General features: G+C 55.4%; 17 protein-coding genes. 10 read left to right on the forward strand and 7 right to left on the reverse strand.

All coding sequences use genetic code 11. The annotated features are described in order from the left end of the window. The first annotated feature begins 10 nt into the window (after nt 1-10). The gene (locus ACFQDM_RS04755; protein ID WP_377376162.1) at nt 11-394 is read left to right on the forward strand and encodes a VOC family protein; all 384 of its coding nucleotides are present in this window, start codon (nt 11-13) and stop codon (nt 392-394) included. 49 nt (nt 395-443) lie between these two features. On the opposite strand, the gene ACFQDM_RS04760 is transcribed toward ACFQDM_RS04755, so the two are convergent. After that, nucleotides 444-1,727, reverse strand: coding sequence for an acyl-CoA dehydrogenase family protein (locus tag ACFQDM_RS04760; RefSeq protein ID WP_377376165.1), 1,284 nt, complete (start codon nt 1,725-1,727; stop codon nt 444-446). A 182-nt stretch (nt 1,728-1,909) separates the two neighbouring features. Here ACFQDM_RS04760 and ACFQDM_RS04765 point away from each other — a divergent pair, with 182 nt between their 5' ends. Then, nucleotides 1,910-2,656: a TSUP family transporter gene (locus ACFQDM_RS04765; RefSeq protein ID WP_377376167.1), complete on the forward strand. Its 747-nt coding sequence runs from the start codon at nt 1,910-1,912 to the stop codon at nt 2,654-2,656. An 11-nt stretch (nt 2,657-2,667) separates the two neighbouring features. Here the strand turns inward: ACFQDM_RS04765 and purQ are convergent, their stop codons facing one another. The 4 genes from purQ to purC all read right to left on the reverse strand — a co-directional run bounded on the left by purQ (nt 2,668) and on the right by purC (nt 5,671). Next, nucleotides 2,668-3,339 (reverse strand): phosphoribosylformylglycinamidine synthase subunit PurQ, encoded by a 672-nt coding sequence (gene purQ / locus ACFQDM_RS04770; protein WP_377376169.1) that lies wholly within the window; start codon nt 3,337-3,339, stop codon nt 2,668-2,670. Nucleotides 3,340-3,612: 273 nt separating this feature from the next. Beyond that, entirely contained in the window at nt 3,613-4,560 is a 948-nt protein-coding gene (locus ACFQDM_RS04775) for a TolB family protein (protein WP_377376172.1), read from the reverse strand. A gap of 79 nt (nt 4,561-4,639) precedes the next feature. Continuing rightward, nucleotides 4,640-4,888 (reverse strand): phosphoribosylformylglycinamidine synthase subunit PurS, encoded by a 249-nt coding sequence (gene purS / locus ACFQDM_RS04780; RefSeq protein ID WP_377376175.1) that lies wholly within the window; start codon nt 4,886-4,888, stop codon nt 4,640-4,642. Nucleotides 4,889-4,891: 3 nt separating this feature from the next. Beyond that, entirely contained in the window at nt 4,892-5,671 is a 780-nt protein-coding gene (gene purC / locus ACFQDM_RS04785; RefSeq protein ID WP_377376177.1) for a phosphoribosylaminoimidazolesuccinocarboxamide synthase, read from the reverse strand. Nucleotides 5,672-5,908: 237 nt separating this feature from the next. On the opposite strand from purC, the gene ACFQDM_RS04790 reads away from it, so the two are divergent. Both ACFQDM_RS04790 and ACFQDM_RS04795 read left to right on the forward strand, forming a co-directional pair. Next, entirely contained in the window at nt 5,909-6,232 is a 324-nt protein-coding gene (locus tag ACFQDM_RS04790) for a DUF1476 domain-containing protein (RefSeq protein WP_377376179.1), read from the forward strand. A gap of 138 nt (nt 6,233-6,370) precedes the next feature. After that, entirely contained in the window at nt 6,371-6,685 is a 315-nt protein-coding gene (locus ACFQDM_RS04795) for an ATPase inhibitor subunit zeta (RefSeq protein WP_377376182.1), read from the forward strand. Between the two features lie 4 nt (nt 6,686-6,689). On the opposite strand, the gene ACFQDM_RS04800 is transcribed toward ACFQDM_RS04795, so the two are convergent. Beyond that, on the reverse strand, nt 6,690-7,061 hold the full coding sequence (locus ACFQDM_RS04800) for a hypothetical protein (protein WP_377376184.1): 372 nt from the start codon (nt 7,059-7,061) through the stop codon (nt 6,690-6,692). 128 nt (nt 7,062-7,189) lie between these two features. Between ACFQDM_RS04800 and ACFQDM_RS04805 the strand changes: the two genes are divergently transcribed. Further along, nucleotides 7,190-7,561, forward strand: coding sequence for a tRNA-binding protein (locus ACFQDM_RS04805; RefSeq protein WP_377376186.1), 372 nt, complete (start codon nt 7,190-7,192; stop codon nt 7,559-7,561). Between the two features lie 2 nt (nt 7,562-7,563). Here the strand turns inward: ACFQDM_RS04805 and ACFQDM_RS04810 are convergent, their stop codons facing one another. Then, a complete protein-coding gene (locus tag ACFQDM_RS04810) occupies nt 7,564-9,318 on the reverse strand; it encodes a patatin-like phospholipase family protein (RefSeq protein ID WP_377376187.1) in 1,755 nt (584 codons plus the stop codon). A gap of 231 nt (nt 9,319-9,549) precedes the next feature. On the opposite strand from ACFQDM_RS04810, the gene ACFQDM_RS04815 reads away from it, so the two are divergent. From ACFQDM_RS04815 to ACFQDM_RS04835, 5 genes are all read left to right on the forward strand, one after another. Beyond that, a complete protein-coding gene (locus ACFQDM_RS04815) occupies nt 9,550-10,332 on the forward strand; it encodes an enoyl-CoA hydratase-related protein (RefSeq protein ID WP_377376188.1) in 783 nt (260 codons plus the stop codon). Nucleotides 10,333-10,491: 159 nt separating this feature from the next. Continuing rightward, nucleotides 10,492-11,412, forward strand: a complete 921-nt coding sequence (locus tag ACFQDM_RS04820; protein ID WP_377376191.1) for a hypothetical protein — start codon at nt 10,492-10,494, stop codon at nt 11,410-11,412. 49 nt (nt 11,413-11,461) lie between these two features. Further along, on the forward strand, nt 11,462-12,196 hold the full coding sequence (locus ACFQDM_RS04825; protein ID WP_377376193.1) for a hypothetical protein: 735 nt from the start codon (nt 11,462-11,464) through the stop codon (nt 12,194-12,196). A gap of 35 nt (nt 12,197-12,231) precedes the next feature. Continuing rightward, nucleotides 12,232-12,660, forward strand: coding sequence for a DUF1489 family protein (locus ACFQDM_RS04830; protein ID WP_377376195.1), 429 nt, complete (start codon nt 12,232-12,234; stop codon nt 12,658-12,660). A 61-nt stretch (nt 12,661-12,721) separates the two neighbouring features. Beyond that, complete coding sequence (locus ACFQDM_RS04835) at nt 12,722-13,435, forward strand: sulfotransferase family protein (RefSeq protein WP_377376197.1); 714 nt, start codon at nt 12,722-12,724, stop codon at nt 13,433-13,435. Nucleotides 13,436-13,478 lie beyond the last annotated feature (43 nt).

Genomic DNA, 13,478 nt, shown 5'->3' on the forward strand with positions numbered 1-13,478 from the left:
GAAACGTCCGATGGCTTCTCCGGCTCTTGAGCACATAAACTTCACGTCCAGCGATCCATACCGGTTCGCAAGAAAGCTCTGTCAGATCTTTGATTGGAAGATCCGCTGGCACGGATTGTCGAAAAACCAGGGCACCACAGTGCATGTCGGTACAGATGACCTGTATCTGGCGATCTACACACCAGGTGGTGACGTAACGGAGCGGCTTGATAGCTATTCAAGCAAAGGCGGTCTCAATCATGTCGGCATTCTGGTCGACGATCTCGATACGATAGAACAACGCGTATTGAAGGCCGGATATGAGACGCACTCCCATCAGACTTATGATCCGGGCAGCCGGTTTTATTTTCATAATGAAGATGGCGTTGAATTTGAGGTGGTAAGTTACCAGTAGCATGCAAAAAGCCGGGCAGAGTGCCCGGCTTTTCTGTGTTTGCTTCGCTTTAGCGTGAGCCTACGACCTCTGTCATCTTCTCCGCATCAACGGTCTTGCCGTAATTCTTGTCGCGATACTTTCGGAACTCATTGTGTGCAATGGTACGGCAATGGACTTCGTCAGGCCCATCGGCGAGGCGCAGCGTCCGAATGCCTGCATAGGATTCAGCGAGCCCGTAGTCTGAGGTCACACCGCCGCCACCATGTGCCTGAATGGCATCATCGATGACCTTGCAGGCAACGCGCGGACCCGCGACCTTGATCATGGCGATTTCGTTCTTGGCAACCTTGTTGCCGACTGTATCCATCATATACGCCGCTTTCAGCGTCAGAAGGCGTGTCATTTCGATATCGGTACGTGCTTCGGCGACGCGTTGTTCCCAGATGGAGTGTTCAGCGACCGGTTTGCCGAAGGCTTCGCGCGAAAGCAGGCGTCTGCACATTTTCTCAAGCGCTACTTCTGCGGCACCGATCGTGCGCATGCAGTGGTGGATCCGGCCCGGCCCCAACCGCCCCTGAGCGATTTCGAAACCACGACCTTCACCAAGAATGAGATTGTCGACCGGAACCCGAACGTCCTTCAGAACGACTTCAGCATGGCCGTGAGGTGCATCGTCATACCCGAACACAGGCAGCATTCGGACGACTTCGATTCCAGGTGCATCCATTGGAACGAGAATCTGGCTCTGTTGAGCGTGCTTGGGCGCATTCAGGTCGGTCTTACCCATGACGATGGCGACCTTGCAGCGGGGATCACCGACGCCTGATGACCACCATTTGCGTCCATTGATGACGTACTCATCCCCATCGCGCTCAATTCGGGTCTCAATATTTGTGGCATCTGAAGATGCGACCTGCGGCTCGGTCATCAGAAAGGCGGAGCGAATCTCACCAGCGAGCAATGGTTTGAGCCATTCTTCCTTCTGGGCCGTGCTGCCATAGCGATGCAGCACTTCCATATTACCGGTATCGGGGGCAGCGCAGTTAAACACCTCTGAGCCAAAGCTGACGCGTCCCATCAGTTCAGCGAGCGGCGCGTATTCGAGATTGCTGAGGCCCGCGCCATGATAATCTGGCGTATCATGTTCTGCATTGGGCGGAAGAAACAGGTTCCAGAGGCCTTCCGCCTTTGCTTTGGCTTTCAGCTCTTCGACGATGGGTGGAATGTTCCAGCGACCAACTTCGTCGTGCTGGCGGCGATAGGTTTCCACATTCGGGAAGATGTGCGCATCCATAAAGTCACTGACGCGCTGTATGTAGTCCTGTGTTCGTTCTGAGAAATCAAAGTGCATGTCTGCCTCCCATTAAGCTCACTAAAACTAAGGGTTTAAAGGCGGGACGGGCAGGCGAAACACTGTCGCAGCGCCTTAATACAGGTTATTCGTCTTACGAATGGGTTTGTGGCGAGGCTTGGGGGCTCTGCACGCTGGCGTTAATGGTTCAGCGTTTTCAGGTCTTATCGCGGGAGGGTGAATTGGGCGCAGTCGCAGCAATGACCATCATGCTGACCGTGCTGGTGACAGCGATCATTTCTGGCATTTTTGGAATGGCGGGTGGCCTGATCCTGATGGGCGTACTGACGGCGCTCATGCCGATTTCCATGGCCATGATCTTCCATGGCGCCATTCAGCTGGTTTCGAATGGCTGGCGCGCCTTTTTGCTGCGCGATCACATTTCCTGGTCTGTCTTCGGTCGCTATCTGATCGGCGGCGTGCCAGTGATGATCCTGCTGGCATTCCTGTTCTGGCGACCGGACAAGAACATGCTTTATATCCTGCTGAGCTTTCTTGCATTTCTGCCTTGGTTGCCGAAGCGGTGGTTCGCCCTCGATGTAAAGCAGAAATATCATGCCGAGGCTCTGGGCTTTGTCGCGCTCAGTCTGAATACGCTTGCAGGTGTGGTCGGGCCAGTGATCGATATTTTCTTTGTGAAGTCAGACATGACACGGAAGGAAATTGTTGCGACCAAAGGCGCAACGCAGGCTTTTGCACATCTCACCAAAGCGGTGATCTGGAGCCTTCCGGCACTGTATGCGAGTGACGATGTGGTGTTTCCGCCGGTCTGGCTGATTATTGCCGCCATCCCGTTGTCCATGATCGGAACCTGGATTGGCGGCCTTATTCTTCACCGCATGTCAGATGTTTCATTTCGTGACTGGACGAAATGGCTGCTAACGGCGGTCGGTATTGTTTATGCCTGCAGGGCAGTGGGGCTGTTGTAGGAGCCGAGACCTCAGGCTGTCGCCATGCTGTTCACGACGCCTTCGAACAGGGCGCGGCCATCGGCGCCGCCTTCATGCCCGCCAATAGCGCGTTCCGGGTGTGGCATCATACCGAGCACGCGACCATTCTCGCTGAGGATGCCCGCAATGTCGTTGGCAGAGCCGTTCGGATTATCGGCGTAGCGGAATGCGACCCGGCTTTCGCCTTCGAGCCGTTCCAGTGTTTCAGCATCAGCGAAATAATTGCCATCATGGTGAGCAACCGGAATGGTGATCTCACTGGTGGCGGCATAACCGCGTGTGTAGGCCGAATCCGTGTTGACCGGGATGAGGCGCTCATTGCGGCAGACGAAGTTCAGCGCAGCATTGCGCAGAAGGGCTCCAGGCAGAAGGCCGGTTTCGGTCAGGATCTGGAAGCCATTGCAAATGCCGAGAATGTATCCGCCTTTTTCTGCAAAGCGTTTGAGTTCTGCAATGATCGGAGAGTTGCCGGCCATCGCACCGCAGCGCAGATAGTCGCCGTAGGAGAAGCCGCCTGGTACCACGACGAAATCGAGGTCCGCTGGCAGGCTGGTCTCTTTGTGCCAGATACGTTGTGGCGGCGTTGGCGCAAGGGTTTCAAGCGCGACCAGCGCATCGCGGTCGCAGTTAGAACCAGGAAAGACAATCACGGCAGTTTTCATGCCGCCTGCTTTACCTTGAATTTGCCGAGTCGCAAATGGGGGAATGAGAGGAAATCGAAAGCCCGGCACCAGAGGACGAATGCCGGGCTTTCTCAATTGCGTTGACCGGGCATTTCAGCCAGTCCAATGCATGTGACCGGTCAGGCTGCGCCTGTTTCGGATCAGGTGACGGGGGCGGACGGGGTGTCCAATCATTGATCCGTGTCGGCGTTTTCTTTCGATCACATGAGTAGAACGTGGCCAGTTTCGAATTCCGTCGCAGAATTTCGAAATTTATTCGCCGCCCATGCCAAGAAAGCCTTCCTCATTGCCAGCTTCATAGGCCGCTTGAGCTTCTGTAAGGATGGGCAGGAGTTCGGCTGTCGGAAGTGACATGATCTGGCCCTCTCGTGAGAAGAAGAAGGTCTCTCCGGTCTCGGAGAAGCCTGCGCCATAATCAATGCCGCGCGTATTGATGACCGGGCCGAGATTGTAGGGACCAATCCACTCGCCAGCTTCATTGCGGCTGGCTGCGACGAGATCCACCACACCAAGCTTTGGTGAGCGGTAGGAGTAAAAGATGATATGCTGGCCGTCTGGCGTTGCCGCGATGTGAGACTCGACGCGCGGAGAGCTGATCTTTTCAGGAAGATAACCAAGCTTCCATTCACCAGTCTCGTTGTCCAGCGTTGCAAGATAGATGTCCTGACCGCCCTGGCCACGCGGATGTTTCGAGACGAAGAACATCTCACCATTCGCCGTCGTTGTGACCGACGTCTCCCCAGCGCCCGTGTTGACGTCACCGGCCACAGGGGCAGCTTCACCCCATCCGTCTTCCAGTCGTTCGATCGACCAGATGTTCATGTCATTGCCGCGTTCTTCGCCGGGCAGGGGACGGTCGCTCGCAAAATAGAGACGACCGTCAAGCGGGCTGAAATGAGGATTGGCGTTGCTGTAGCGTTTTGGCCAGTCGAGTTTGACAGGCTCTGACCAGCTTCCGTCAGCCTGCTTTTCCGTGATGAAGAGATCGGTATCATCGCGGGTTTCGCGGGTGAAAACGCGAATGTTTCCAGCCGCATTCTCTGTCAGGGTGTAGGCGCGATTGAAATTGCCCGGCGCAGGCATATCCGGAAAGACAAGCTGAGGCTCGGCGCGGGTTTCAGATGGAGCGCTGGAAGGGCCGCAAGCCGTAACGGCCAGGCCTGCCAGACACGTTGATGCAATCATCAGATTTCTGAACATTTCAAACTCCAAACGCTGTCAGCCTCATCGCCTAACGTGAGGCGATGACGATTTTACGACAAACTTTCAGACTTTGAGATCAGCCCTGAATGAGCTCAATATCGTAGCGCTCAATGACCGTGTTGGCGAGCAGCGTCTCACACATCTCCTTGACGCGGGCTTCAGCAGCCGTCGGCTCCAGGCCATCTTCGAGCTCAAGCTCGATGCGCTTGCCGATACGGGCACCTGTGACCTCATTGAAGCCGAGACGGGTCAGCGTTTCGGAGACGGCCTTGCCCTGTGGATCGAGCACACCGTTTTTCAGGTCAACATAAACGATCGCTTTCATGGACTACTTGTCTCCGTTACGTTCGCCGCGGATGTCAATCACCTCGGCAATGTCGGTTGACGTCTTAATGATTCCCAGACGCGTTGCAACTTCCGCATAAGCTTCCGTCACGTTTCCAAGGTCGCGGCGGAAGCGGTCCTTGTCCAGTTTTTCATTCGTCTCCATGTCCCAGAGACGGCAGCTGTCAGGACTGATTTCGTCAGCAAGTACGGTGCGAACCATTTCGCCTTCATAGAGGCGACCGAACTCGATCTTGAAGTCGACGAGACGGATGCCGACACCGGCAAAAAGGCCTGCAAGGAAATCGTTCACGCGCAGCGCTGTGCCAACCATATCCTCAACTTCCTGAGGATTGGCCCAGCCAAATGCGGCGATGTGTTCTTCGGTGACCAGCGGGTCGCCCAGCTCGTCTTTCTTGTAGTAGAATTCGACGAGCGTGCGCGGCAGGGCTTCGCCTTCGGTAATACCGAAGCGTTTCGCGATAGAGCCGGCGGCGACATTGCGCACGACCACTTCCAGAGGAATGATTTCGACCTGCTTGACCAGCTGCTCACGCATGTTGAGGCGCTTGATGAAGTGGGTCGGAATACCGATGCCTGCAAGGCGGGTCATGAAGTATTCGGAGAGGCGATTGTTCAGGACGCCTTTGCCATCCAGGACAGCGCGCTTTTCCGCGTTGAACGCGGTCGCGTCGTCTTTAAAGTACTGGATGAGTGTACCTGGTTCCGGGCCTTCATACAGAATTTTGGCCTTGCCTTCATAAATCTTGCGACGGCGGGACATGCGGTCATTTCTCCGGTTGCCTGCACACGCCAGGTAAGCGTGCCATCAAGCTGGCGAGCCCTACACGGTTTCTCATGTTTTTGCCATATCCGAGACAGGAAATCGCGTAAATTCCTTCGGCTTTCCCTAAGGGAGACTGTTTTCTGGTACTTTTCATGTCGGTTTTACTGGAAAACCCAGTTCAATACGGGCTAAGAGAAGGCCAGTTGAAATCCGATTGATCAGGAATCAGAACGCATGTCTCAGTTTGATGATCGCGAACGTGCCGAAGAGGCAAAATATTCGCTCGACCAGCAATCCCTTTTCAAAGCTACCGCTCGTCGTGACAAATTGCTTGGCCTTTGGGCGGCTGATCTGCTCGGTTATGCCGGTCAGGAAGCCGAAGACTATGCCAAGACCGTCGTGGTTGCTGACCTGGAAGAACCAGGCGACGAAGACGTGATCCGCAAAGTCCTCGGTGACTTTGAAGCCAAAGGCGTCGCGAAGTCGCGTGAAGACGTCCTGGCTCAGCTGAAAGAGCTCATGCTGGTTGCTGTTGAGCAAATCAAAGCACAGGGCTAGCCCTTTGCCTGTTATGGCTTCTGAATGATTACTGAAAACCGGTTGTTTGACGGCCGGTTTTCAATCTGATCGCAAGCTGACGTTGCGATAATCTCCCGACAAGCCCCATCAAAAAAAGTGGGTGATTGGGAGAAAAAAATGACCTACTACCACAATCACGACTCCTCCGCTGAAGACCGTCTCGTCAGAGAGTATCAGGTCTCCACCACCGCATGCCGCCAACTCGCAAACTGGGCCCTGGCGCATTTCGGAGAACGGACTGACCCGACAGCCTACACACGCATCGTTGTATCACTGGCGACGCAGGGACCAGACTACGCTGTCGACAAGATTTACAAGGATCTGCACAAGCTCGGCTTCACTTATCGCAATGAAGCGGTCTGGAGAATGTACGAACGCTTCCGTATGGATGCCGAGCGCCAGTATCCGATCTCTCGCACGATTGCTGCGTAAGGCCTCAGTCCTGACGCGAGAAAGGTGAGCGCACGATATAAGCGCGCTTTCCATCCTGTATGCGGGCGTCTTCCTGACCATTTTCGGGAAGGGCGCCAGGCGCAGCATCGAAGGACTGACCATAAGGTGAGATTTGTGGGCTTACCGAGCGAAGCTCTTCGGGCGGTACGATTTCAAAACCCAGATAATCGAGCAGGAACAGAAATCCGACGCCTGTAAGGATGGCAGTCATCAGCGTTCTTATGACGAACCGCTTGAAGGCGCCGCTGACCAGCATGACGAGCGCCGTGCTTGCGCCGCCGCCGAAAAGGCCTGCGCCCGATGCGACGGCGGCCAGATCAATGCCATTCCCAAACAGATCCTGTAGCGCTTCCATTTTCCTCTCCCAGACCGACTCATCCCCTGAATAGCGGGCAGCATAGAGCAGCCCGCGCCGCTAAACACTCCTTTCAGTTGTCGCAGCGACAGCAGCTGGCTACATCAGCGCCAGATTGGAGGCGTGTCATGCATATGGATTTTAAGGCGACAGCACCTGCCCAGCCAGACATTGCGTTTGATGACTTTCTTAAGGTCGACATCCGCATCGGGACCATCGTTTCCGCCGAACCGTTTCCGGAAGCGCGCAAACCGGCTTTCAAGCTGAAAATCGATTTCGGGCCTGCAATTGGTGAAAAGAAATCTTCAGCGCAGATTACCACACACTACGATCTCGAGACTCTGGTTGGAAAGCAGGTCGCAGCCGTCGTGAATTTTCCGCCGCGCCAGATTGGCCCCTTTATGTCGGAGGTTCTGACGCTCGGGTTTGCTGATGAAGCAGGTGCGATCGTCATGTTTTCACCGGATCAGAAAGTTCCGAACGGATCTCGTCTGGCCTAGCCTCAGTTTGAGGATGTCCACTTCACTTCATTCTTGAGAATGCGGGCAATCGGTCCGCTCGCATTGGCGAGTGAGGCTTTCGCGCTTTCATATCCGGCCTCGACTGTCCGGTCATAGTCCTGCCAATCGCGCAGATCGATGTCGGGCAGATCCGGCAAGACCAGAATGTCGGCGTGTGAGCGCCCCTCATTCGGATCGACATTGATGGTCGCGGTCTTCATCAACAGGCTGGCAATCGGTGGCGGGGAGGAAATGCCATGACGCATTACCCATCCGAAGAAGTTTGGCGGATTCACAAAGTCTGACGCCTGCAAGCCTTCAGGTGCACGCGCGACATCGCATCCAATGGTATAGCCCCGATGGGTGTCTTTCATGATACCGACCGGGAAATTGTTGAGCACCGCGCCGTCGACCAGCACTTCGCCATTGTCCACGACGGGTGGGAGAATTCCCGGTAGCGAGATGGTCGCGCGCAATGCCTGGCGAAGCACGCCGCGCGTATGCATGCGGATCGCGCCGTCATTCAGATTGGTGGACACCGCAAAAAAGGGCATCTCCAGATCGGTGATGCAGCCATCTCCAAAATGTTCTTTCAGCCGTCGGTCGACGCGCTTGCCACGAACGAGAGACACCACCGGCAGGGTGTAGTCGCCGAGGGGATTGCTTTCCACAAAGGCCTTACGGATCCGGTAATCGATTTCGTCATCGCTCCAGCCCTTGGCTACGCAAGCCGCAACGATCGCGCCCATGGAGGCACCGCCGACGAAATCGATCGGACAGCCGATTTCGCGCAGGGCTCTGACAAGTCCGATATGGGCATAGGCGCGCGCACCGCCGCCCGAAAGAACAAGACCAATCGAGCGCCCGGCCATGATCCGGGCAAGCCGATCGCTTTCATCTGCGCCAAGGCCCTTCCAGCGAAAACATCGCGCTGCTCCGGAAGCATCGATCCAGTCAGCGGGCGTCGATACACGCCGGCCGTTATTGTGCTCGATCAGAACGATATCGATGAAGCGAAAGCGTTTGGCCGGCGAGGTCTCATCTGGAAGAAGCGGCGAGGAGGGGCGCGCATCCGGGCGGCCAATCACCCAGATCCGGTCCGCCTGGCGAAGCGACAGGCGAAACCAGTTATTGTCGCCCATGGTCGAGATCAGGATTACGATGTCATGATTGGCTTCGAGATCGTCGAAATACTCTGCCGACTTGTGGTCACCCTCATCGCCGACAATGGCAGCTTTTAGTCCAAGGCGGGCCAGAGCTTCAGAAATCAACCGGGCACGCAGGCGAAGGTCGATGGTCGGGGACGCGGCTGTGAGCGCGAACACCTTTGGCTCAGCCCTGACGCGCTGGCGGCGGGACTGACGCAAACGAACCAGAAGCGTACGGGAGATTTTCTCCATCACTTCCGGTGAACTGCGGACCAGACGCATGAACGTCGCGCGGGGGAGTTTAACGACCTCGCTGTCACGGATCGCGAAAACAGAATTGGAGTGGGGCTCACCGGCCAGCATGGCCATTTCGCCAACCGGCTCTCCGGGACGGATGTGACCCAAAAATTCGATCCGTCCATCCATAGACCGGCGAAAGGCGCCCAGCGTGCCGCTCAGAACGAAATAGATCGCGTCAGAGCTTGCGCCTTCATCGAAGAGGTTGCCGCCGCCGGGGACGGAAAACCATGACATATCCTTCTCCGCAGCCTTCAGGGCGCGGGCCGGAATGTCTTTCAGATATGGCACTCGGCTCAGAATAGATGTCATGTCGCTAACCTCTATCCGAGATTAACCTTAATGTGTGAAGACTCTGTGCCGAATGAGGCGTGAGCTTTTTGATTTTATTGGGCCTGATGCCCCCTTCTTGCGACAAACCGCGCTTGCGGCAACGCTATGAACCCACGGTCGTTATGATATGGACAGGAGACAATCCTTGTCTTGCGCCATCGCTTGGCGCAATCAGGTGAAAAGAACAGTTCCAATCAAGGCGGACCCGTCATGAGCACTTACGAAACCATTCAACTCGATGCGACACCGGGCGGTGTGGCGATGATCCTGCTTCAGCGTTCGACGCTGAACTTCAAAATGGTCGAAGAGCTTGCCGATGCGCTCGAAACCCTGCGTGGGGAAGATCAGCTTCGCATGGTCATTCTGCGTGGTGCGGGTGATGATTTCTGCTCGGGTATTGATCCGCACTGGTTTGAGCTGGCGCAGGATTACACCAAGGATCAGAATGAAGATGAAGCGTATGCGCTTGCTGAAATGCTTCGTAAACTCAAGGAGTTGCCGCAGCTAACTGTTGCGCTGGTCGAAGGTCCGGCTGTGAGCACGGGCATCGGTCTGATCGCGGCTTGTGACGTCGCGGTTGCGATGGAAGATGCGAACTTTCAGTTTGACGATGTCCGGTTCGGACTGATCCCGGCTGTAATCGCGCCATATATCGCTGATGCAATTGGTCCGCGCTGGGCAAAGGCGCTGTTCCTGACAGGCGAAAGTTTCGATGCCGATTATGCTGAGGGCATTGGCCTGGTGCATTATACGGTTTCGAACGAGACCGAGATGGAAGACATGCTGGAATATCTGTCCAAGCTGGCCTTTGAAAATGCGCCGGGTGCTGTCTCTGACATCAAGCGTCTGTTTGCAGATACAGTCGGCAAGTCCTTCGATAAGGATCTCTCGCATACGACCGCCAAATACTCTGCCGGTCGCTGGCAGACAGAAGAAGGTATTGAGGGCGTGAACGCCTTCCTGGCCAGCCGTGCGCCGAAGTGGAGCAAGTAAGGCCCTTGAAGCGCTTTTATGGTTGAGAAAATCTTACGCAGGCCGGATCAATCAGATCCGGCTTCGTAACAGCAATTTTGCGGCTCTGCGATAAGCGTGTTCCCGGAGTGTTAGCTGGCATGCCTTATGCATTTCCAGCTTCAAACTGGGGAATGATCCATGTCTGCACAGATCCTGACCGATTGGGATGCCGAGAAGGCGCAAGGCTTTTCAAAAAAGAACATCATCGCGAAGCATAATTTGCATGAACGCGAAATGTTCAGCGATGATGGACTGATCGAGCTCCTGGATCGCTACCCGCGTGAGCAGCTTGGCATCTATACGATGGGCAAGGACCCGACCAAGCGCCAGGCTCTGCGTGCAGGCACAGCAGAAGGCCTGAGCGGTGCAGATATTCTGGAAGCGGTGAAGCATGGCCGGATCTGGCTGAACCTGCGCAAAGCTAATCTCGCGCTGCCGGAATATCGCGACCTTTGCGCCGATATGTTCGGCGATATTGAAGCGCAGTCTCCGGGCGTGAAAACCTTCAAACAGGATATGGGCGTTCTGATCTCCTCTCCGGATGTTCAGGTCTATTACCATTTTGATGTACCGCTTGTGACGCTCTGGCAGGTGCGCGGCGTAAAGCGCGTCTGGCTGTACACGCCGAAGGAGCCATTCCTGCAAGATGAAGACATCGAGCGTGTGGTTCTGAAGGAAACGGAAGAAGAAGTGCCGTTCGAACTCGCCTTTGACGACTCCGCTCAGATCATTGATCTGGAGCCGGGACTGATGGCGACGTGGCCGCAATTCGGGCCGCACCGTATCGTTAATCACGGCGTGATGAATGTCTCACTGAGCTGCGAATTTCAGACCTATATGTCTCTGGTCCGGGCGAATGCGGCTTACGCGAACGGTGTTTATCGCCGGAATTTTGGCATGACGCCCAGCATTTATGGGAATTCGGGCGCAGAACTGCATTTCAAAGCTTTTTCTGCACGTGTCTTCAAAATGTTGAAACTTCGTAAAGCCTTTGAGTATCAAATACCCAAAACATTTAAGATCGACCCTGGCGCGGATTTAGGTTTCAGTGAGGTCTGATACGACCTGAGCCTGATCTGACGGCCCGGGAGGGTGAAAAGGATCGGGAATGATACTGGATCTGATCGCTGCGGCGTTTCTGATTTCAACCGCTGATGCGCCGCTGGAAACGGCGCTTTCACGCGTCGAACCTCCCTCGAGTATTCGTGCCGCTTTTGTCGTGGAAATCACCGATGGTGAAGCCTTCCGTGAAGTGGCCTATGATCCGCGCATTGTCGATCTGGAAGCCCGCTGGAAAGTTCTCGAAGCGGAGGGCGAGAGCACTGAGCTTGATCGCGCCGTAGATGAATGGGGCGCACAGGATGCGCCGGACTCCTGGCTTTTCGCTGATGATCTGCGCGCAAGCATGGGCTCGATTGTCGAAGCGCAGGAAATCGGTGCAGCCTGGCAGATCAAGTTCGAGCATGTGCCGTCGGACAATGATGGCCCGCTGGATGTGTGGGCGGCAGAACACCTGGCAGGCTATGCCATGCTTGAGCCTGTGATGAGTGAAATCCTGCGTGTTGATTATCGCGCGCTGGCCCCGTTCGAGACGCCGCAGGGGGCCAAGGTCGATACCTATCAGCATTCCTATTTTCTGCAGCCGAACACGGATTTGGGCTTCACATATGTGACGGCATTCAAGGTGGATGTGCAGGGAAGCTTTCTGGGCCAGGACTTTGAGCGAGCCTATCGCGTGCGTGTCACCAATGTGCAGTTCTTCTTTGCGACAGAGCGCGATCAGAAAATTTATCAGACACAGCTCGGAAGCAGTGCAAAAACCCTTATGGCGAAGTCGGACTGACTTTAATTGCGGCTGATCTGATATAGATTGACCGTATGATTCATCTCGTAAAATTGTGTGTCGGCGCCAGCGGCGTTGAGGATCTTGCCGTCTGGCAGGAGCAGGTTGTCCGGGAACGTCGGAAACTTGGGCTGGATGACCATCCGGTGCATCAAACGCGGCAAACGCCGAAAATGGCTGATGAGCTTATGGATGGCGGGTCCCTCTATTGGGTGATCAAGGGCGTCATTCTTGTGCGTCAGAAGATCCACGAAGTCCGGAACCTTGAAGATGTGAACGGCCGCTCTTTTTGTGAGCTGGCGCTTGAGCCGGAGCTCATTCTGACAGAGCCACAGGGACGCAAAGCGTTTCAGGGGTGGCGATATCTTGCGCCAAAGGATGCGCCGTCGGATCTGTCATCCACCGGAGCAGCCGATGTGCCGCCGGAGCTTAGTCTTGCCCTTAAGGAAGCTGGCGTCTGGTGATTGCTAAGTCTGCTTAAGGCCTTCAATATCCCAGCACGATGGTGGGAGATGGGAGGCAAGCATGACATTGAAAGTGATTGGCGCAGGATTTGGGCGTACTGGAACGCTGTCCATGAAAGCGGCGCTTGAAACGCTCGGCTATGACAAGTGCCATCACATGATGGAGGTGTTTGCCGATCAGAAGCAGGCTGATCTCTGGTATGATATTTCGCAGGGCGGCGAGCCGGACTGGGATCATACATTTGATGGCTTTCAGGCCTGCGTCGATTTTCCGGCCTGCATTTTCTACAAGGAACTTGCTGAGAAATATCCCGACGCGAAGGTCGTTCTGACAACGCGCGATCCAGAAAGCTGGTATGCGAGTGCGGAGAGCACAATCTATCAGGTTTCGAGGCGCATGCCTGGCTGGCTGGCGCGTGTTGTACCGCTTATCCGCAAAATGAAACCGATGCTCGATGACCTGATCTGGAAGCGTGTGTTCAACAATGCCTTTGAGAACCGGGAGGCTGCGATTGCTGTCTTCAAGGCGCATGAGGCCGAGGTGAAGGCGGTGATTCCGGAAGATCGTCTTCTGGTTATGCATGTGAAAGAAGGGTGGGGGCCGCTCTGTTCATTTCTGGGCGTTCCAGAGCCTGATGTGCCGTTCCCGAACGTGAACGACAAGGCTGATTTCGAGAAGCGGATCCGTATTTTCACGATCATGAACTATCTGCCGCATGCCCTCGCGGCCATCCTGGTTTGCGCTGCGCTCTGGATCGGCTATTCCGCTATTTAGCGAGGGAGAGTCTCTCGGGAGCGCCGAACAGGAGGTGGGGACA

The organism is Ponticaulis profundi (assembly GCF_042659465.1).
Classification (GTDB): Bacteria; Pseudomonadota; Alphaproteobacteria; order Caulobacterales; family Hyphomonadaceae; genus Ponticaulis; species Ponticaulis profundi.